This window comes from Stenotrophomonas sp. (assembly GCF_036662295.1).
GTDB lineage: Bacteria > Pseudomonadota > Gammaproteobacteria > Xanthomonadales > Xanthomonadaceae > Stenotrophomonas.
Genome location: NZ_JAVWXA010000068.1, coordinates 1 through 21,070 on the forward strand (window position 1 = coordinate 1; position 21,070 = coordinate 21,070).

11 protein-coding genes are annotated in these 21,070 nt (G+C 71.7%); 5 read left to right on the top strand and 6 right to left on the bottom strand.

All coding sequences use genetic code 11. The features are described from left to right. Positions 1 to 276 precede the first annotated feature (276 nt). Together RSA25_RS13320 and RSA25_RS13325 are read right to left on the bottom strand one after the other, a co-directional pair. The gene (locus RSA25_RS13320; RefSeq protein WP_332809344.1) at positions 277 to 1,278 is read right to left on the bottom strand and encodes an alpha/beta hydrolase; all 1,002 of its coding nucleotides are present in this window, start codon (positions 1,276 to 1,278) and stop codon (positions 277 to 279) included. A gap of 141 nt (positions 1,279 to 1,419) precedes the next feature. Continuing rightward, positions 1,420 to 2,802, bottom strand: a complete 1,383-nt coding sequence (locus RSA25_RS13325; RefSeq protein WP_332809345.1) for an L-serine ammonia-lyase — start codon at positions 2,800 to 2,802, stop codon at positions 1,420 to 1,422. A 97-nt stretch (positions 2,803 to 2,899) separates the two neighbouring features. Here RSA25_RS13325 and RSA25_RS13330 point away from each other — a divergent pair, with 97 nt between their 5' ends. Beyond that, on the top strand, positions 2,900 to 3,124 hold the full coding sequence (locus tag RSA25_RS13330) for a glutaredoxin family protein (protein WP_332809346.1): 225 nt from the start codon (positions 2,900 to 2,902) through the stop codon (positions 3,122 to 3,124). A 172-nt stretch (positions 3,125 to 3,296) separates the two neighbouring features. On the opposite strand, the gene RSA25_RS13335 is transcribed toward RSA25_RS13330, so the two are convergent. Genes RSA25_RS13335 through RSA25_RS13345 form a run of 3 tightly spaced genes read right to left on the bottom strand, consistent with a single transcriptional unit; the run spans position 3,297 to position 5,121 of the window. Continuing rightward, complete coding sequence (locus RSA25_RS13335) at positions 3,297 to 3,863, bottom strand: YceI family protein (RefSeq protein WP_332809347.1); 567 nt, start codon at positions 3,861 to 3,863, stop codon at positions 3,297 to 3,299. Between the two features lie 2 nt (positions 3,864 to 3,865). Further along, entirely contained in the window at positions 3,866 to 4,438 is a 573-nt protein-coding gene (locus RSA25_RS13340) for a cytochrome b (RefSeq protein WP_332809348.1), read from the bottom strand. Then, on the bottom strand, positions 4,435 to 5,121 hold the full coding sequence (locus tag RSA25_RS13345) for a YceI family protein (protein WP_332809349.1): 687 nt from the start codon (positions 5,119 to 5,121) through the stop codon (positions 4,435 to 4,437). The genes RSA25_RS13340 and RSA25_RS13345 overlap by 4 nt, the downstream gene beginning before the upstream one ends. Positions 5,122 to 5,391: 270 nt before the next feature. On the opposite strand from RSA25_RS13345, the gene RSA25_RS13350 reads away from it, so the two are divergent. From RSA25_RS13350 to RSA25_RS13365, 4 genes are all read left to right on the top strand, one after another. Beyond that, the gene (locus RSA25_RS13350; protein WP_332809353.1) at positions 5,392 to 8,901 is read left to right on the top strand and encodes an ATP-binding protein; all 3,510 of its coding nucleotides are present in this window, start codon (positions 5,392 to 5,394) and stop codon (positions 8,899 to 8,901) included. Positions 8,902 to 9,065: 164 nt separating this feature from the next. Then, a complete protein-coding gene (locus RSA25_RS13355) occupies positions 9,066 to 12,554 on the top strand; it encodes an ATP-binding protein (RefSeq protein WP_332809350.1) in 3,489 nt (1,162 codons plus the stop codon). Further along, positions 12,536 to 15,733 carry a two-component regulator propeller domain-containing protein gene (locus tag RSA25_RS13360; protein ID WP_332809351.1) on the top strand — a complete coding sequence of 1,066 codons (3,198 nt, stop codon included), beginning with the start codon at positions 12,536 to 12,538 and terminating at the stop codon, positions 15,731 to 15,733. Before RSA25_RS13355 ends, RSA25_RS13360 begins: the two co-directional genes overlap by 19 nt. A 125-nt stretch (positions 15,734 to 15,858) precedes the next feature. Continuing rightward, positions 15,859 to 19,383, top strand: coding sequence for a two-component regulator propeller domain-containing protein (locus RSA25_RS13365; RefSeq protein WP_332809354.1), 3,525 nt, complete (start codon positions 15,859 to 15,861; stop codon positions 19,381 to 19,383). A gap of 45 nt (positions 19,384 to 19,428) precedes the next feature. Here RSA25_RS13365 and mdtD read toward each other — a convergent pair whose 3' ends face one another. Then, complete coding sequence (gene mdtD / locus RSA25_RS13370; RefSeq protein WP_332809352.1) at positions 19,429 to 20,832, bottom strand: multidrug transporter subunit MdtD; 1,404 nt, start codon at positions 20,830 to 20,832, stop codon at positions 19,429 to 19,431. Positions 20,833 to 21,070: the final 238 nt, after the last annotated feature.

Here is a 21,070-nt window from a genome sequence, read left to right on the forward strand (position 1 = left end):
GCCGCTGGCCGGCTGCCCTCGGCGCAATGCACGCCCCCCGGTAGTGCCGGCCGCCGGTCGGCTGCGCTTGGCGCAATGCACGCCCCCGGTAGTGCCGGCCGCTGGCCGGCTGCTCTTGGCGAGATCTTTCCGGTGAAAGGCAGCCGACCAACGGTCGGCACTACCGTGGTTCGGGAGACTGGCGCGAGGAGCAGCCGACCAACGGTCGGCTCCTACCAGGGATCGGCGTGCCTGGCGCGAAAGGCAGCCGACCAACAATCGGCCCTACCGGCAGCGTCAATGCGTAGTCGACAACGCCTTCAACAGCGCCGCGTTGAAGCGCGCCGGGTCCTGCACCTGCGGTGAGTGGCCCAGGTCGTCGAAGGTGACCAGGGTGGCGCCCGGGATGGCGGCGGCAGCGGCCTTGCCCAGCGCGGGATAGTCGCCCAACGTGGCCTTCAATGCCGGCGGCGCGCGATCGCGGCCGATGGCGGTGCGGTCGGTCTGGCCGATGAACAACGTGGTCGGCACGCGGATGCCCGGCAGTTCATAGACCACGGGCTGGTTGAACACCATGTCCGAGGTGAGCGCCTGGCTCCACGCCACGGCCTGCTTGCCGGGGCCGTCGTACATGCGCGACTGCATGAGCACCCACGGCTCGTACGCCGGCTTCCACTGGCCGTTGTAGTACACCTCCAGCTGGTACTTGCGGATGCTGTCCGCGCTCGTCTTCAGCTCGCCGGCATACCAGGCATCCACGCTGCGCCACGGCACGCCCTTGGCCTTCCAGTCCTCCAGCCCGATCGGATTGACCAGGGCCAGGTGGCGCAGCTGCTCGGGATACATCAGCGCATAGCGCGCCCCGAGCATGCCGCCCATCGAGTGGCCGACCAGGTCGACCTTGGCCGCGTCCAGGCCGAGGTGGGCGAGCAGGGCATGGGTGTTGGCGGCGAGCTGGCCGAACGAATACTGGTAGCGCTCGGGCTTGCTGGATTTGCAGAAGCCGATCTGGTCAGGCGCGATCACCCGGTAGCCGGCGGCACTGAGTGCGGCGATGCTGTCCTTCCAGGTGGCCGCGCAGAAATTCTTGCCGTGCAGCAGCACCACCGTGCCGGCAAAGGCACGGCCGGCCGGTGGCACGTCCAGGTAGGCCATCTCCACCGACTGGCGCTGCGACTGGAAGCTGAAGATCTGGACCGGATACGGGTAGTCGAAGCCTTCCAGGCGCGGGCCGTAGGTGTCGGCGGCGAGGGCGGGCAGGGGCAGGCAGGCAAGCAGGGCGGCAGCCAGGATGCGCATGGCGGTCTCCGGAACAGGGGAGGCCCGAGTGTACCGGGGGCATGCCGATGACGCTGGCGCGGAGCGCCGACCGCAGTCGGCTGCGTTGCTGCGCGAGGGGCGCACCGCCGACCCGCGGTCGGCGCTACGCGACCGCCTGCGTCAGCACTCGATGACGTTGACCGCCAGGCCGCCGCGGCTGGTTTCCTTGTACTTGTCCTGCATGTCGCGACCGGTGTCGCGCATGGTCTTGATGACCTTGTCCAGCGAGACCTTGTGCTTGCCGTCGCCGCGCATGGCCATGCGCGAGGCGTTGATCGCCTTGACCGCGCCCATCGCATTGCGCTCGATGCAGGGGATCTGCACCAGGCCGCCGATCGGGTCGCAGGTCAGGCCGAGGTTGTGCTCCATGCCGATCTCGGCGGCGTTCTCGATCTGGCTGGGGTTGCCGCCCAGCGCGGCCACCAGGCCACCGGCGGCCATCGAGCAGGCCACGCCCACTTCACCCTGGCAGCCCACTTCGGCGCCGGAGATCGAGGCGTTTTCCTTGTACAGGATGCCGATGGCCGCCGAGGTCAGCAGGAAGTCGAACACGCGCTGCTCGTTGGCGCCCGGGCAGAACCGGTCGAAGTAATGCAGCACCGCCGGCAGCACGCCGGCCGCGCCGTTGGTGGGGGCGGTCACCACGCGGCCGCCGGCGGCGTTTTCCTCGTTGACCGCCAGTGCGTACAGATTGACCCAGTCCAGGGTGGTCAGCGGATCGCGCATGGCCGCTTCGGGCTTGGAAGAAAGCTCGCGGTACAGCGCCGGGGCGCGGCGGGAGACCTGCAGCCCGCCCGGCAGGGTGCCTTCCTGGCGAATGCCGCGCGCCACGCAGGCCTGCATCGCGCTCCAGATTTCGCGCAGCTGCTCGCGGATCTCGTCTTCGCTGCGCCAGCACTTTTCGTTCTCGAACATCATCTGCGCGATGCTCAGGCCACTGCGCGCGGTCTGCGCCAGCAGTTCGTCACCGCTCTTGAACGGGTACGGCAGCGGCGTCTCGTCGGGCACGATGCGGTCGTCGGCGGCGTCGTCCTGGTTGACCACGAAGCCGCCCCCCACCGAGTAGTAATCGCGCGTGGCGATGACCTGCTCGTCAGCGTCATAGGCGGTGAAGCGCATGCCGTTGGTGTGGTAGGGCAGTTTCTGGCGTTTGTTCAGGCCCAGGTCGCGCTTCTCGTCGAAGGCGATTTCGTGCTGGCCCATGAGGCGGATGCGCTTGCTGCCGCGGATGCGCTCGAGCGTCTCGGGGATGATGTCCGGGTCGATCAGGTTCGGGCGCTGGCCCTCCAGGCCCAGCAGCACGGCCTTGTCGGTGCCGTGGCCGCGCCCGGTCAGGGCCAGCGAGCCGTAGACGTCGGCGCGGATGCGCACCACGTCCTGCAGGCGGCCCGGGTCCAGCAACCAGCGGTGCACGAAGCGTTCGGCGGCCTTCATCGGTCCTACGGTGTGCGAGGAGCTCGGGCCAATGCCGATCTTGAAAACGTCGAACGTGCTGACAGCCATGATTGCCAAACTGCGGGTATCGGATGGAGCGCTATTCTATGCTGTCGCCGGCGCCGACCTTGATTGCGCCGCAACATTTCCAAAGGCGGGTGGGCCGGTGTTTACCTTGTACCAGCGTGATGACTGCCATCTGTGCGACCAGGCCCTGGCGGTGCTGGCCCAGGCCCGGGTGCCCGGGCTGGACAGCGTGTTCATCGACGAGGACACGGCACTGGAGGCGCGCTACGGCCTGCGCGTGCCGGTGCTGCGCGATGCAGGCGGGCGGGAGCTGGACTGGCCGTTCGACGTGGACGGGCTCAGGGCCTGGATTTGCGCCGCCTGAGGGGGAGGGCGCCCATGGATGGCGGGGAGCCGGCCAGCGGCCGGCACTACCGGGTAGGCCGGTGCCCGTAGCGCCGACCGGGGCCGGATGTTTGTGAGCGGTGACGGGATTGCCTGGAGCCGGCCAGCGGCCGGCACCACCGGAATCTCCGTCTGCCGGCCAGCGGCCGGCACTACTTTGCCTTCAACACGACCTTGGTGCTGATCGCGGTTTCGTTCGGGATGGTCTTGGTGTCGGCCCAGTCGCCGCCGCCCACGCCGAAGTCCAGGCGCTTGACCGTGGCCTTGCCGCTGAGCACCGGCTGCGCGCCCGGGGTCCAGGTAAAGGTGAGCGTGACCGGCTTGCTCACCCCGCGCAGCTCCAGGGTGCCGTCGGCCGCGTACTGGTTGTTGCCCAGCGAGCGGAACGTGGTGGCGCTGTACCTGGCCTGGGCAAACTTGCCGACGTTGAAGAAATCCGCGCCCTGCAGGGTGGAATCGCGGTCGCTGTTGCCGCTCTTGGCACCGGCCAGCGGGATGGTCACTTCCAGCTTGGACCCCTCCAGCTTGGCCGGGTCGAAGCTGAGCCGGGTGTCGAAGCCGGGGAAGCTGCCGGTGAACACTTCGCCGTCGTACTTGGTGGCAAACACCAGCACCGAACCGGGGGCCTGCACGTAGTCGGCGGCCATGGCCGGCGCGGCGGCGATCATCCCGGCCAGGGCAGCGGCGACGGCCGCGGGGGTGGTGAGCTTGAGGGTCATGGTCAGTCCTTATCGGGGGAGGCGAGCCAGCGCTGCGGCAGCATGCGCGCAAGGGTGGCATCGCGTTGGTGGAAATGGTGGTAGAGCGCGGCGCCGGCATGGGCCAGCACCAGCGCGATGAGCAGCCAGAAGCCCCATTCGTGGATGGCATGGGAGGCCTGGGTGAGGGCGCGGTCGGGGCCGCTCAGCTTGGGCACATCGACCAGGCCGAACCAGCGGAACGGGCGCAGCCCGCTGGCCGAGTCGTACAGCCAGCCGGACAGCGGCAGGGCAAACATCAGGGCGTACAGCAGCCAGTGCGTGGCCGCGGCGATGCGCTCCTGCCAGGTGGGGGTGCCGGGCACCGGCTGCGGTGCGCCGGCATACAGGCGCCAGCCCAGCCGGGCCACCACCAGCGCCAGCACGGTGATGCCCACCGACTTGTGCAGGGTGTAGATCCAGAAGTACTTCGGCGTCTTGGGGAACTCGCCCATGGTCAGCCCGAGGATGCCCATGGCCAGGATCAGCACGGCGATCAGCCAGTGCAGGGTCTGGCTGACGCCTCCCCAACGGGTCGCGGTATTCCGGGCGGTCATGGCGTGGTCTCCTCGACCGGTGGTGGGGATGCGGGATTGGAGGGCGATGGCGAGGCCGGAGTTCCCGCCGGGGCGACCGGCGGTTCCTGCGCCGGATCGGCGGCGTTGCGGTCGCGCACGGCCTCGGCCTCGATGCGCAGCTGCACGGCATCGCCGATCATCGACGGCCAGCCGTCCACGCCGAACGCGCTGCGGCTGAGCGTGGCGGTGGCCGAGAAGCCGGCAGTGCGGCGGAACGGCGGCAGCGGGTGGCGCTTGAGTGCATTGAGGGTGACGGCCAGGGTGACGTCGCGGGTCACCCCGTGCAGGGTGAGCTGGCCGATGACGTTGGCGTGGGTTTCATCGATCGGCTCGACCCGGGTGGACACGAAGCGCGCCTCGGGGAAGCGCTCGCCATCGAGCAGGTTGCGCGCCAGCGTGGCGGTGTTCCATTTGGCATCGCCCAGGTCCAGGCGCTGGATCGGCACGCTGACGGTCAACGTGGCCGAGCGCCAGTCCTGCGGATCGAACACCAGGACCCCTTCGCTGCCCGATACGGTGCCCAGCGCCTGCGAGAAGCCGGCATGTTCCACCGCAAACAGCACGCGGGTGTGCACCGGGTCGAGCCGGTAGGTGTCGGGCGCGGCGCGGGCCGCCAGCGGGGCGGTGCACAGCAACAGGGCAAGGGTCAGGCGCTGGATCACGGGCCGGGCTCCATGGGGGTCAGCGCCGATCATACGCACAGCGCCGTCATGGCCAGCAGTGCCATGGCTGCAACAGATCGTGGTGGGGCTGGAACCGGCGGCCGCCGGTCATCCCCGTCATGCGTCAGGCCGGCACAACAGGCTGTTGCAGGCAGGCCGGGTGACAGGCGCGCCCGCAGGTGCTGTGGGACAATCGGCGTCTACAGGGAGATCGGGATGGCGATGGGGACGCGTAGCGGTTACGCGGTCATCGTGTTGCTGGTGCTGGCCATGGGCCTGGTGCCGTCAGCGTCGTGGGCCGCAGGGACATCGGCAGGAACAGCCGCGGAGACGCCCCGCATGCGCCGGCTCGGTGCCGCCGAAGGCATGCCTTCGCGCATGGTGCTGGCGTTGGCGCAGGATCGGCAGGGTTACGTCTGGGCGGCCACCGACGATGGCCTGGCGCGCGTGGACGGGGTGGGCCTGCGGGTGTGGCGGCACGATCCGGCCGATCCCGATTCGATCCCCGGCAATGAAGTGGAAACGCTGCTGGTGGACCCGCTGGACCGCGTGTGGGTGGGGGCCAACGGTGCCGGCCTGAGCATGCTGGGGCCGGGCCGCGAACGGTTCGAACGGTTTCCCGAGCTCAACGCGCGCTGCGAGGGTCAGTTCTGGTCATTGGCGTATTCGGCCAAATCGCTGTGGATCGGCACCAACCGCCATGGCATCTGCCGCCGCGAGGAAAACGGCACGCTGGTGCAGTACCACGCCGATCCCGCCGATCCTGCCAGCCTGCCCGACGACACCATCTACAGCCTGCTGACCGATCCGCAGGGCCGGGTGTGGGTGGGCACCGGCAGTGGCGTGGCGCGCTGGGAAGGCAACCGGTTCGTGCGCATCGCCCCGGACCAGCTCGGCGGCAAGAGCGTGTTCCGCCTCACCCGCGAGCCCGATGGCACGGTCTGGGCCGGCACCGAGGGCGGCCTGTTCCGGATCGGTGCCGACGACAGCGTGCGCAAGGCACCGTGGACGCTGAGCGCGGACGTGCGCGCGGCCACGGTGGTGCATGACCGCAATGGCGGTTACTGGCTGGGCACCGCCGATGGCCTGTACCGCGGCGATGCGAGCCGCGCGCACCTGCTGGCCGGCGATGCAGGCAGCGGCTTCCTCACCGCGCGCAGTGGCGTGCTGGACATGCTGCAGGACCATGAGGGCGGGCTGTGGATCGCCATGCTGACCCAGGGCCTGGCCTACCTGCCGCCGGACTGGAAGCGTTTCTCCACCTGGTACCAGCTCGACGGCAAGCCGCTGGACAGCGTGTACCTGCTCAGCGCCGCAGTGATGGGCAACACCTTCTACATCGCCGGTGCGCACGGCATCTATGCACTGGACGAACGCGGCACGCTGCGCCAGATCGCCGATGACGCGCAGCTGGGCGTGGGCGCCAACTGGTCGTTGCTGCCACGTGCCGATGGCGCGCTATGGATCGGCCGGGCCGGGCGGCTGGGCCTGTACCAGCCACGCACCGGCCAGTTGCGCGAATGGAAGATCGGCGGCGGCGCGGACGTGCGCCAGCGCATCGACCTGATCCGGCAGGCGCCCAATGGCGATCTGTGGCTGTCGATCATGAGCTACGGCATCCAGCGCCGCGACGCCGAGGGGCGCGTGCTGGACACCATCCGCGTGGAAGAGGGCCGCGGGCTGACCGAGAACCCGGTGGAGCAGATGCTGTTCGATCCCCGCGGGCACTTGTGGATCATGGGCGACATGGGCCTGCTGCGTTGGAACGACGACCGTTTCGAGCAGGTGCCGGGCATCTCGCGCGGCGGCATCTACGACATCACCTGGACCGCGCCGGACGAAGCCTGGCTGGCACGCAAGGGCGCCCTGGAGCGCTACCGCTGGGACGGCCTGAGCATGACCCTGCGCGAGCGCGTGGGCGCGGCCGAGGGGCTGCCGCCGGTGTCGATGGGCGGGGTGGTGATCGGCAAGCACGGCCAGGTGTGGGCGACCACGCCGCGCGGCCTGGTGCGCTGGGACAGCACGCGGCGGCGCCTGCGCATCTATGGCGAGCGCGACGGCCTGCCGGACGTGGAGTTCAGCGGCCGGCCACCGGTCCGCGCGGATGACGGCCGGGTGCTGGCGGTGACCGCCACCGGCCTGGTCGGCTTTGATCCGGATGCGGTGGACCTGGCGGTGCCGCCTTCGCAGCTGGTGATCGACAACGTGCAGGTGCGTCGCGACGATGCCGAAGGCCAGCAGTCGCTGCGTGCCGATGCACCGATCGTGCTGGGCCCGCAGGACCGCGACCTGATCATCACCGCGCGCCTGCTGTCTTACGCCAACCCGCAGGGCAACCGCTACCGCTATCGTGTGTCCGGCTATGACCAGAACTGGGTGATGCAGGCCGCCGATGGCGAGCGGCTGCTGTCGCGGTTGCCGTCGGGGCAGTACGCCATCGACGTGCAGGCGGCCACCCCGCAGGGCCAGTGGACGCCCTCGCGCACGCTCAGCGTGCAGGTGCTGCCGCCGTGGTGGCGCAGCGGCGGGGCGATCGTGGGCTACCTGTTGCTGTGGCTGCTGCTGGTGGCCGCGCTGGTGTACGTGGCGCGGGTGCGCCTGCGCCGCCGGCAGAAATGGCAGTTGACCGTGCACAAGCAGCAGATCGCCGAGCAGGCCTCGCAGGCCAAGAGCCGCTTCCTGGCCACGCTCGGCCACGAAGTGCGCACGCCGATGACCGGGGTGCTGGGCATGAGCGAGCTGCTGCTGGCCACGCCGCTGGATGAGCTGCAGCGCGGCTATGCCGCCTCCATCCAGCATGCCGGCACCCACCTGTTGCGGCTGGTCAACGATGCGCTGGACCTCGCCCGGATCGAAGCGGGGCGGCTGGAGCTGGATATCCGCCCGTTCGACCTGATGTCCATGCTGGCCCAGGTGCAGGCGCTGATGGAACCGATGGCCCATCACCGCGGCCTGGCCTTCGAACGCAGCTTCACCCTGCCCGGGCCGGTGCAGGTCAGTGGCGATGAGATGCGCGTGCGGCAGATCCTGATGAACCTGCTGGGCAACGCGATCAAGTTCACCGAGCGCGGCCACGTGGGCTTGGGCGTGGAGCTGCTTGAGGGGGGCCTGGGCGTGGCCTTCGAAGTGAGCGACACCGGCCCGGGCATCAACGCCGACCAGCAGCAGCGGCTGTTCCATCGTTTCGAGCAGGCCGATGGCCCGCGCACGGCCTCCCGCTACGGCGGCAGCGGCCTGGGCCTGGCGATCTGCCAGGAACTGGCGGTGGCGATGGGCGGGCGGATCGCGATCGACAGCCGTCCCGGCCAGGGTGCACGGTTCACCGTGCAACTGCCGTTGCCGTGGACGCGCAAGGGCCATGACGTGCCCGGCGATGCGCAGGACGTGGCCCGCATCCAGCTGCCGCCGCTGTGCATCCTGCTGGTGGAGGACGACCCGACGGTGGCCAAGGTCATCGCCGGGTTGCTGCGCGCGCGCGGCCACGAAGTGGTGCACGTGCTGCACGGCCTGGCGGCGCTGGCCGAGGTGGCCACCGGTCGCTTCGATGTGGGCCTGCTCGACCTGGACCTGCCGGCCCTGGATGGCATCGCCATCGCCGGCCAGCTGCGCGCGATGGGCTACGAACTGCCCCTGATCGCGGTCACCGCGCGCTCGGATGCCTATGCCGAACAGCAGGTGCTCGAGGGCGGCTTCGACGGCTTCCTGCGCAAGCCGGTGACCGGCGACTTGCTGATCGACGCCATTGCCCAGGCGCGCTCGCGACGCCACGTGGACGCCTGAAACCGCCGGCTCGTGCGTTGCGCATAGGCGGTTTGTTTTGATCGCGCACGTTCGATGTGGATTGCGATTGGCCAAACTGTGATCGCGTGCATGGCGGTGGTGCCGGTAGCGCACACGGCCGGCTTATCGTGCCGGCGATGATCGTCATGCAGTGGATGTAAGCCGTGGCACGGAAGGTGTTGCGCGGCGCGGGACAGGGAATCTGGCTGTGGCTGCTGCTGGTGGTGTGCCCGTGCGCGATGGCGTCGGCGGTGCTGGACCTGCCGTGGCCGCGCCAGCTCGGCCGCGGCGAAGGACTGCCGGCCATGGGCATCCGCGCGATGGCCGAGGATGCCACCGGCTACCTCTGGATGGCCGGCAGCAGCGGCCTGCTGCGGTTCGACGGGCGTACCACGCGGGTGTGGCGGCGCGAGGACGGCCTGGTGGATACCACGCTGGAGGTGCTGCACATCGACGTGCGCGACCGGCTGTGGCTGGGCACGGCCACGCACGGCCTGGCGATGATGCCGGCCGACCGCCAGCGCTTCGAGCACCCCGACCCGGCGGCACCGGCCGCGCTGCGCCAGGGCCGCATCCATGCCATTGCCAGCGATCGCACCGGCACGCTGTGGGTGATCGGCGCCGACCGCCGGCTGTACCGCCGCCTGGCCGATGGCCCCGACTGGCGCGCGGTGGACGTGGCCGCCACGCAGGTGACCGCACTGGCCAGTGACGTGGCGGGCACGGTGTGGGCAGGAACCTCCCACGGCGTGCGCCGGCTGCGCGGCGGGCTTGCCGCGCCGGTGGACGCGCTGCCGGATGCGGTCAGCGCACTGTGGGCCGACCCGCAGGGCGCGCTGCATGTCACCGACGCGCAGGGCGTGCACCTGCTGGACGCCGAGGGCGGCGTGCGCCGGCCGCCGGCCGCCGGGCAGCCGCTGCTGCGCAGCGAGGACGGCGCGTTGTGGCTGCAGCAGGCCGCGGGGCTGGTGTTGCATCGCCCCGGCGATACCCAGCGCATCCCGCTGCGCGCGCTGCACGGTCCACCGCAGGAGGGTGTGCAGATGCGCCAGGCACTGCAGGACCGGCACGGTGACATCTGGCTGCTCAGCCGTGCACATGGCGTGTGGCGATTGCCCGCGCACTGGCGTGCGTTTGCCGCGCTGCCCAGTGCCGGCGACGGTTTGCCCGGCCTGCACAGCCATTACGCGCTGGCCCTGGCCGGCGGCGCCGATGGCGGCCTGTGGGTGGCCGGCAGCGAAGGGCGGCTGCAGCGGCTGGACCTGCGCACCGGCGCCAGCAGCGACCACGTGCGCTATGCCCATGCCGGCTTCAGTGCGACGCCGGTGGGCATGGCCGAAGACCCGCAGCAGCGCCTGTGGCTGGCCAGTGCCGGGCAGTTGCTGCGCTATGACCCGGCACGCCGCCGCGCGCGCCGCTGGCCGCTCGAGCTGCCCAACGCCAGCGCCGCGCTCAACCTGCAGGCCTGTGCCGACGGCCAGGTGTGGCTGGCCCATCCCGCGCGCCTCCAGCAGTGGTCGGCACAGGGTGAGCGCCTGCGCGACGAGGCGCCCGCTGCCTTGGGGTTGGCCCCGGGCATGGCGGCCCGGCAGTTGCTGTGCGCGCGCGACGGCACCTTGTGGGCGACCGACCAGGACGGGCTGAAGTACTGGGACGCCGCGCGCGCGCGTTTCCTGGCCGCCGCCGCGCCCGGGCCGGCGGTGGCCGCCGTCGCCGAGGCCGCGGACGGCAGCCTCTGGCTCAGCCGCCAAGACGCGTTGGAGCGGCATCGCTGGCAGGACGGCGCGCTGCAGCGCACGCATCGTTTCGATGCGGCGGCCGGCTACCCGCAGGTGCGCGCCGAGGCGCTGGTGGTGGATGCGCGCGGCATCGTCTGGGCCGGCGCCGCACGCGGGCTGGTCCGGCTCGATCCGCGGCAGGGCCAGGCGCGCGTGCTGGGCGATGCCGATGGCCTGCCGGCACAGGAGATCCTCGGCCAGCGCCTGGTGCGCCTGCGCAGTGGCGCGCTGGCCGCCGCGGTACGCGAAGGCGGCCTGTTGCTGCACGAGCCGGGCAGCATGCCGCAGCGCCCGCCGCCGGTGCTGGTCGTCAACGCGGTGCGCCTGCAGCGCGACGATGCCGAGGTGATCGTGCAGCCCGAGGCGCACGCGGTGGCGCTGCACGCGCGTGATCGCAACATCCAGCTCGCGGTGAACCTGTTGGGTCGCGGCGATCCGGACCGCATCCAGTATCGCTTCCGGCTGCCCGGGTACGACCAGGAGTGGATCGACACTGGTGCGGTTGCCCAGCGCATCTTTGCGCGGCTGCCGGTGGGTGAGCACCGCGTGCTGATCCAGGCGCGGCATGGCGATGGGCCCTGGTCGGCCGCGCAGCGGCTGGTGCTGTCGGTCGCCCCGGCCTGGTGGCAGACGCCGTGCGGGACGCTGGCGCTCGGCGCAGCCGCCCTGCTGGCTGCGCTGGCCGCTGCCCGGGGCATCGCCTACGCGGTGCGGCAGCGCCAGCGGCGGCTGGCCTCGCGCCTGCGCCGGCAACGCGCCGAGGAAGCGTCGGCCGAGCGCACCCGTTTCCTGGGCCAACTGGGCCAGCGCATCCGGCTGCCGATGACCCGCGTCTCCGGCTGGAGCCAGCTGCTGCTGGACGGGCCGCTGGATGCGCGGCAGCGGGCGCAGGCGCACAGCCTGCACCAGGCCGGCCTGCACCTGGTGCAGCTGGTGGACGATGCATTGGACCTGGCCAGCATCGAAGCCGGGCGCCTGCACCTGCAACCGGCACCGTTCGCGCCGGCGCGGCTGCTGCAGGAGCTGCACGCGCTGCTGCAGCCGGTCGCGCAGGCCAAGGGGCTGCAGCTGGACTGGACCAGCACGCTGGCCGCCGACACCTGGCTGCTCGGCGATGTGCGCCGCCTGCGCCAGATCCTGCTCAACCTGGTGGGCAATGCGGTCAAGTTCACCGGGCACGGCCGGGTCGAGGTCGCCGCGCATCCCGGCGTGGGCGGGCGGGGGGTGATGCTGCGGGTCACCGACACCGGACCGGGCATGAGTCCGGCGCAGGTGCAGCGCCTGTTTCAGCGGTTCGAGCAGGCCGACGGCGCCGACACGCTGGCACGCCATGGCGGCAGCGGCCTGGGGCTGGCGATCAGCCGGGAGCTGGCGCAGGCGATGGGCGGTGAGATCGACGTGGCCAGCCGACCGGGCCAGGGCACCCGTTTCCAGGTGTGGCTGCCCTTGCAGGCGGCCACCGCGCCCGCAGCGCCGCCAACGGTGCCGGGGCCCGCCGCTGCAGCGCCCGGCACGCCCGCAGGGCACGCCTTGCTGCTCTGGCAAGGCACGACCGCCGAGGTCATCGCCGCCCTGTTGCGGGCGCAGGGCCTGATCGTGACCGCGGCCGAACCGGGCCCGGGATGGGGCGCCGGTGTGCAGGCGCGGCCATGGGCGCTGGTGGTGGCCGATCCGGACCAGCGCGTGTGCGGCGAGCCGATCGGCGCGCTGCTATCCCGCGTGCTGCCCGGTGTGCCGCGCCTGGCGTTGACCGCACGGGCCGATGCCAACGCCGAGCGCGATGCACTGGCGGCGGGATTTGCCGTGTTCCTGCGCCTGCCTATGGAACGCCAGGCGCTGCACGCGGCATTGGCGCGATGCCGCGTGTGTCGATGACCGCCGGCGTGCGCGGCCGCGACTGGCCGGCGCGGCTGCTGCTCCTGCTGCTGGCGTTGCTGGCGCTGCCGCAGCCGGGCCGGGCGCAGTTGCCGGAGGCGGTTCGGTTCACCACCGCCGACGGCCTGCCATCCAATGCCGTGCACGCGGCCGTGCAGGACCGCCACGGCTATCTCTGGTTCGCGACCGAGGACGGGCTGGCGCGTTTCGATGGGCGGCATTTCCGCGTGTGGCAGCGCGAGCAGGGCCTGGTCGGCACGGTGTTGACCCGGCTGGTGCTGGATGAGCAGGACCGCCTGTGGATGGGCACCGCGCAGGGCGCGGTGATGCGGATGTCGGCCGACCGCATGCACATCGAGGACGTGATCGGCGCGCGCGGGGCGGCGATCAGTGCGCTGTTGCCCGACGCGGCCGGTGGCCTGTGGTTCGGCGTGCGCGGCGCCGGGGTGTTCCACCTGCAGGCCTCGCGCCACCTGCGCCACTACCTGCCCACCGCCCGCGGCGATGGCGTGCCGGCCGGGGATGTCGAGCACCTGGTGCACGCGGCCGATGGCGGGGTGTGGGTAGGCACCGGGCGCGGGCTGGCGCTTTGGCGTGACGGCCGCTTCCATCGGCCGTCGGCCGCGTACCTGGGCACGACGGCGATCACGGGGATGTCGCGCGATGCGGCGGGCACGGTGTGGATCAGTGCCTCGCAGGGCCTCTGGCGCAGCGTGGGCGGCAGCACCGTGCAGGCCGTGGCCGCGCCGGTGCACGCCCGCCTGCTGGGCATCGGGGGCGAGGATGCGCAGTGGCTGGCCGACGCGGACCGGGTCTGGCGGCAGCCGGCCGATCACACCGCGGCGGTGACGGTGCGCCTGGCCACGGTGGGGCAGGGCGCGCCGCCCCACGTGCGCCGCGTGCTGGAGGACCGCAACGGCGGTGTGTGGCTGCTGGGCCGGCATCTCGGCGTCTGGCGGCTGCCGCCGTTGTGGCAGGCCTTCCGCGCGCAGCCACTGCTGTCGCCGCAGGCCGGCGTGGATGGTTGGCTGCCCGGCGCGGGCAGTGCAGCGGTCGAGTTGCAGTGTGGCGGGCAGCACCAGTGGAAACTGCACGGGCACACACTGGAACATCGCCATGGCGGCGGGCGCTGGCAGCGCGTGGCCTGGCCGCGCCGCGTCAATCCCGTGGGCTGGGGACCGTTGTCGGTGCAGTGCACGGCCGAGGGCGGGGTGTGGGTGGGCGGGACGGCCGGGTTGCTGCATGCCAACGACCGCCAGCTGGCTGCCGTGGCGGGCGCGCCGCGTGGCATCCGCGCCCTGCAGGCCACCGCCGATGGCGGGCTGTGGATTGCCACCGAGGGCGTGATCCAGCGTTATGACGGGCACGCGCGTGCGCTGCAGGCAGGCATGCGCGTGACGCCGCGCGATGGCCTGCCGGCGGGCCAGGTGAATGGCCTGGCCGTGGACGCGGAGGGCGTGTTGTGGGCCACCTCGTCCAGTGGCCTGCTGCGGATCGTGCCTGCCACGCGGCAGGTGCGCGTCTACTCGCGCGATGACGGCATCCCCGAGGCCGTGCTGCAGGCCGGGTTGGAGGCGCAGGGCACGCAGATGCTGGCGATCAGCCAGGACGGCGGCGTGCTGGCATTCGCGCCGGCCACGTTGGCACGGCCGGCAACGCCAGCGCCGCTGGTGATCGAGCGCGTGCAGCTGCGCCGCAACGGGCAGCGGATCAGTTTGCCGACGCTGGGCCCGGTGCACCTGCGTGCCGACGATCGCGACATCCAGATCAGCGCGCGCGTGCTGTCCGCGCAGTTGGATCCGCGCCAGCAGTACCGCTTCCGCCTGGGCGCGGAGGCGCGCTGGATGCACACGCGCAGCCGCGGCACGATCGGTTTCCCGCGCCTGCCGGCGGGAACGCACGCGCTGCAGTACCAGGAGCGCGGCAGCGACGGCCGCTGGTCGGCGATGCAGACGTTGCCGTTGCAGGTGCAACGCAGCGCCTGGCAGCACCCGGGGGCACTGGCCGCGCGTGGGCTGGCACTGGCGTTGCTGGCCGCAGCGGTCGGCGCGCTGGTCCGGCATGGCCTGGCACGGGCGCGGCGGCGGCGCGCCTCGTTGCAGCGGCGCTGCTGGGCCGAGCAGTCGGCGCAGGCCAAGGCGCGCTACCTGGCCACCTTCGGGCATGAGCTGCGCACCCCGCTGACCGGCGTGCTGGGCATGGGCGAGCTGCTGCTGGCCGGCCCCCTGGCGCCGGCCCAGCAACGCCGCCTGGCGCATATCCAGGAGGCAGCGCGGGAGCTGCTCGGCATCGTCGATACGGCGCTGGACGAGGCGCGCATCGAAGCCGGGCGCGTGCCGTTGCGACGCGAGCGCATCGACCTGCCGGCCCTGCTGCAGCAGTGGCGGCAGCAGGCGGGCGCCACGTTGCCGCCCTCGCACGCCGGGCTGGCGCTGCGGCTGCACCTGCCCGGCCAGCCCTGGGTGCGCGCCGACCCGCAGCGCCTGCGCCAGTTGCTGCAGGCCGCGCTGGCGGCGGTAACCCAGGCGGTGCCGATGCGCGCGGTGCGGGTCCACGCGCACTGGCTGCCCGGTCGGGCCGGGCTGCTGCTGGAGATGCTGGCCGGGCCGGGCGGCGTCGCGCGGATGTCGGAAAGGCGCTCGGCGGCAGCGCTGGCGCGCGCACAGGCCTGCGCCCGGGCCCAGCAGGGACGCCTGCAGATGCACGCGCAGCCCGGCGGCGGTCGGCGCCTGGTCCTGAGCCTGCCGCTGGCGGCCGCCGAGGGGTGCCCGGCCGACCTGCCCGAATCGGCCCCGGGCGCGCCACGGCCGCCCGCGTGTCCGGCCCGGGTGCTGCTGGTGGAGGATGACGCGCTGGTGGCCGAGGCCCACGCCGGCCTGCTCGGCGCGCGCGGGGCATCGGTGGTGATCGCCGCGCACGCGCTGGCGGCGTTGGCGGCGCTGGCCGCCGAGCCGTTCGAGGTGGTCCTGCTGGACCTGGACCTGCCCGGCCTGGACGGCTGGCAGTTGTTGTCGCTGCTGCACGCGCAGGGCTGCGCGGTGCCGGTGGTGGTGCTCACGGCGCGCACCGAGGCGGACCTGGCCGCGCGCGTGGCCGCCGCCGGCGCGGTGGGCCTGCTGCACAAACCGGCCGGGGGCGAGGCGCTGGCGGCAGCGGTGCAGGCGGCGCGGCGGGGCTGAGCGTCGTCGCCGCCCGGCGAACCGTTTACCATGCGGGCCTGGCCCCAGGCTCGGCAGGCCGCGTTGATGCGCGGCCGGTACGCTGGCGTGCCTTCCATGGACGAGTCGGGGAGATCCATCTGGTGGTGCCTTTGCGTTGGCTGCTCCTGTTCGGGATCGTGTGGCTGTGGCCGCAGCTCGGCCATGCCCAGCCGGTGCCGCCCACGCCACGCCAGCTCACCGTGTTTGACGGGTTGCCGTCCAACACGGTCAACCGCATGGCCGAAGACGGCTATGGCTACCTGTGGATCGCCACCAACGACGGCCTGGCCCGCTACGACGGGCGCAACTACCGGGTGTGGCGGGCCGAGGACGGCCTGCGCGACAACCACGTGTGGGCCGTGCACGTGGATGCGCGCAACCAGCTGTGGATCGGCACCGAGAATGCCGGGTTGGCGATGATGTCCGCCGACCGCCGCGAACTGCGCTTCTTCGATCGGGCCAGCCACCCGGTGATCGGCAGCAACACGATCTGGAGCATCACCTCCACCGCCGATGGCGCGGTGTGGTTCGGCACCTACGAAGGGGGCCTGCATCGCCTGGACCGCGACGGCAAGGTGACCCGCTTCATGCCCGAGCATGGCAACCCGCGCAGCCTGCCCTCGGCCTCGGTCACCCAGCTGGCCACCACCCGCGACGGCAGCCTGTGGGTGGGCACCAAGGCCGGCCTGGCGCGCTGGACGGGGCGCGATTTCGAACGCATCGCCGGCCGCGACATGCCGGCCGAGATCATCAACGGCCTCACCGCCGAAATGGACGGCAGCCTGTGGGTGGCCACCAACGCCGGGGTGCGCGTGCGGCGCCCGGATGGCCGCATCGAGGCGGCGCCGTGGCAGGTTTCGCCGGGCGACCAGGTGCTGGGCATGATGCTGCGCGACGAGCAGGGCGGCTACTGGCTGGATACCCGCTCCGGGTTGGGCCGCGCCTACGACAACCAGTTCCAGCCGGTGCCGCTGTACAGCGCGGTGGCGCGTGGCCAGGTGCGGCCCAACTGGACCGGCGCCTACGAAGACCGCGAGGGCGGCATCTGGCTGGCCAGCATCAACGGCGGGCTGTGGCACCTGCTGCCGCGCTGGTGGCAGTTCTCGGTGCTGTCGCGGCTGGAGGATGACCCCGCTTCGCTGCGCAATGCCTATGTGCTGGGCATGGCCGCGGCCGCCGACGGCGGCGTGTGGACGGTGGGTACCCACGGCGCACTGGACAAGTTCGACCCGGTCACCGGCACGGTCTCCCAGCACCGCACCTGGGTGGATGGCACGCAGTGGCTGCAGTCGGTGCTGGAAGACCCGCAGGGCCGGGTCTGGATCGGCTCCAACGATGCGCTGCTGCGTTATGACCCGCGGCAGGACGCGCTGCGCCGCTGGGGCCGCGATGCGCCGGTGGACGCGGCCATGGAGGGGCAGGTGGAATCGCTGGCGATCTGCGATGGCGGGCGCCTGTGGACCGCCGCCTCGACCGGCCTGCAGCAGCGTGACCTGGAGGGGCGGGTGCTGCACCGCATCCCCGCCGGCCATGCGGGGCTGGCGCCGGGGCAATTGACGCTGGACCTGATGTGCGGCAGCCAGGACCACCTGTGGGTGGCCACCAACCAGGGCCTGCTGCAGTGGACGCCGGCCGCCTCGCGGTTCGAGCCGGTGCCTGGCGCGCCGCCGGCGGCGATCCATGCGCTGACCATCGCCGACGACGGCAGCGTGTGGTTGTCCGAGGAAGGGCGCCTGAGCCAGTACCGCTGGCAGGGCGGGCGCCTGCTGCTGCAGGCGGTGATCGGCGGCGGCGCCGGCTACCCGGAGGTGTCGGCGACGGGCCTGGTGGTCGATGCGCAGGGCGTGATCTGGGCGGCCAGCGCACGTGGCCTGATCCGGGTCGACCCGCAGATGGGCAACGTGCGCCTGTATGGCGTGCACGATGGGCTGCCCAGCCAGGAGTTCCGCCGCAGCACCCTGACCCGCACCGCCAGCGGCCGCATCGCCGGTGGCACGCCGGCCGGGGTGGTGGTGTTCGACCCGCGCCAGGTGCGCCCGTCCAACCGCCGTGCGCCGTTGGTGATCGAGCGGGTGGAAGTGCGGCGCGGCGATCGCGTGGCCGATCTGACCCACCTGACGCCGCTGGAAATCGCCGATGCCGACCGTGACCTGCGCATCGTGGCGCGGCTGCTGTCCTTCGCCGACTCCTCTTCCAACAGCTACCGCTATCGCCTGACCGGCTACGACCCGGACTGGGTGGAAGTGGGGCCGGCGGGTGAACGCGTGTTCTCGCGGCTGCCGCCGGGCAGCTACCGGCTGGAAGTGCAGGCGCGCTCGGCCGACCAGGTCTGGTCGCGGGTGCAGTCGCTGGAATTCCGGGTGCAGCCGCCGTGGTGGCGCAGCCTGTCCGGGTTGCTGGTGCTGACCTCGCTGGCGCTGCTGCTGATGAGCCTGTTCGCCTGGCTGTACCGCCGCCGGCTGCAACGCAAGCATGCCTACCAGCTGGCCCTGCACAAGCAGGAGCTGGCCGAGCAGGCCTCGGCGGCCAAGACCCGTTTCCTGGCCAACCTGGGCCATGAGGTGCGCACGCCGATGACCGGCGTGCTGGGCATGAGCGAGCTGCTGCTGGGCTCGGCGCTGGACCCGCAGCAGCGCAGCTGGACGGCCTCGATCCGGCATGCCGGCGAGCACCTGCTGCACCTGGTCAACGATGCGCTGGACCTGGCCCGCATCGAATCGGGGCGCCTGCAGCTGCAGGCCCAGCCGTTCGACGTGCACAACGTGGTGGACGATGCCTGCACGCTGATGGCCGCGCTGGCCGAGCAGAAGCACCTGCAGTTCGTGGTCGACAACCAGTTGCCGGCCGGGCTGGGCAGCGTGGGCGATGCGGTGCGCGTGCGCCAGATCCTGCTCAACCTGCTGGGCAACGCGGTCAAGTTCACCACCCACGGCGAGGTGCGCCTGAAGGCGACCACGCTGGCAGCCGACCGCGGCCTGCATTTCGAGGTGTCCGACACCGGCCCTGGCATCAGCAGCGACCAGCAGCAGCGCCTGTTCCGCCGCTTCGAGCAGGCCGACGGCGCGCGCACGGCCGCGCAGTACGGCGGCAGCGGGCTGGGCCTGGCGATCTGCCGCGAGCTGGCGCTGGCCATGCAGGGCCAGATCGGCGTGGAGAGCCAGCTCGGGGTGGGGACGCGTTTCAGCGTGACGTTGCCGCTGCCGCTGCATATCGCCGCGGTGCCCAGCGGCCTGGACGGTCAGGCCCAGGGCCAGCGGCTGCCGGCGCTGCGCATCCTGCTGGTGGAGGACGACCTCACCGTGGCCAGCGTGATCACCGGGCTGCTGGGCGCGCGCGGGCACCAGATGGTGCATGCCGAACACGCGTTGGCGGCCCTGCGCGAAGTGAGCGAGGCACCCTTCGACGTCGTGCTGCTGGACCTGGACCTGCCGGGGCTGGGTGGGATCGAACTGGCCGGCCACCTGCACAACCAGGGCTATGACATGCCGATGATCGCGGTGACCGCGCGGACCGATCCGGATGTGGAGGAGCAGGTGCGCGCGGCCGGGTTCCGCGGTTTCCTGCGCAAGCCGGTCACCGGCGAACTGCTGGTGGACGCGATCGCGCGCGCGTTGCGGGCCGCGCGCTGAGCGTACAGGCGCGTTGTTGAAGGTCGGCGGGCTGACGGTCCGCGGCTATTCGGCGACCTCTTCCACGTCACGTGGGGAGGGGCGGGTATCGGGCAGCTGCCAGAAAATGACGGTGGAGGTGAGCGTGATCGCCCCCACGCACACGAACGTGGCATGCAGCGCGGCGGTGGCGCCGTGCAGCGCATCCAGGTGCGCGAAGGCGGCCAGCAGGCTGCCGGCGGCGGCTGCGCCGAAACCGGTGGCCAGCATCATCACCATCGACAGCAGGCTGTTGCCGGCGCTGGCGAAATCGCGGTCGAGGTCGCGCAGGGTGACGGTGTTCATTACGGTGAACTGCAGCGAGTTGACCGCCCCGAACAGGGCCAGCTGGACCACGCGCACCCATAGCGGCTGGCCGGGGGTCATGGCGATGAAGCTGGCCATGGCCAGGCCCACCAGCACGGTGTTGACCATGAGCACGCGACGGTAGCCGAAGCGCTCGACCAGCTTGACCGCATAGCGCTTGGACACCATGCCGGCGGCGGCGACGGGGATCATGAGCAGGCCGGCGTTCATCGGGCTCATGCCCATGCCGACCTGCAGCAGCAGCGGGATGAGCAGCGGCATGGCACTGCTGCCGATGCGCGAGAACAGGTTGCCGAGGATGCCGATGCGGTAGCTGGGCACGTGGAACAGGGCCAGCGAGAACAGCGGCGCGGTGGAGTTGGCCGCGTGCAGCCAATAGCCGACCAGGGCCGCCAGGCCGGCCACGGTCATGAGCATCACCAGCGCATGCGGGGTGGCCATGCCGGAGATGCCGTCCAGGGCGAGCGACAGCACGACCATGCCGAAGGCGAGCATGAGGTAGCCGGCGATGTCGAAGCGGGTGCGGTGTTCGGCGTAGTGGTCGGGCATGACGCGCATCGCCGCGATGTAGCCGATCACGCCGATGGGCAGGTTGATGAGGAAGACCCAGTGCCAGGAGGCCACTTCGACCAGCCAGCCGCCGAGGGTGGGGCCGATGAGCGGGCCGATCAGGGCGGGGATGGCGATGAAGCTCATGGCGCGCAGGAACTCTTCGCGCGAGACCGAGCGCATCACGGCCAGGCGGCCGACCGGCAGCAGCATCGCACCGCCCACGCCCTGCAGGACGCGGGCGGCGACGAGCTGGTGCAGGGTCTGGGCAAGCGCGCAGGCGAGCGAGCCGAGGGTGAACAGAATGATGGCGACCAGGAAGGTGCGGCGTGTGCCGAAGCGGTCGGCGATCCAGCCCGAGGCGGGGATGAAGGTGGCCACGGCCAGGGCGTAGCTGAAGACCACCGACTGCATCTGCAGGGGACTCTCGCCGAGGCTGCGGGCCATGGCGGGCAGGGCGGTGTTGACGATGGTGGAGTCCAGCATCTGCATGAAGATCGCCAGCGATACGAGCCACAACAGGGGCCGGATCGAGGCGTAGCTTCGGGTCGTCATCGTGCGCACCATCGTGATCGAGGCGGGCATGATCGCCGATGTGGGATCAGGGTGTGGTCAAGAGAGATGTTTTGGGCGGGTTCTGCAAAGCCGGGGCGGCCCCACCCGGGCGCGCGCGGTGCGGGGTTGTTTTTTGGATTCGGCATTGGAGTCAGGTGGCCCGCAATGCCCGGGGGGTAGAGCCACCCCATGGGTGGCTGCTCTTGGTTCTGGCATTGCGTGCAGCCACCCATGGGGT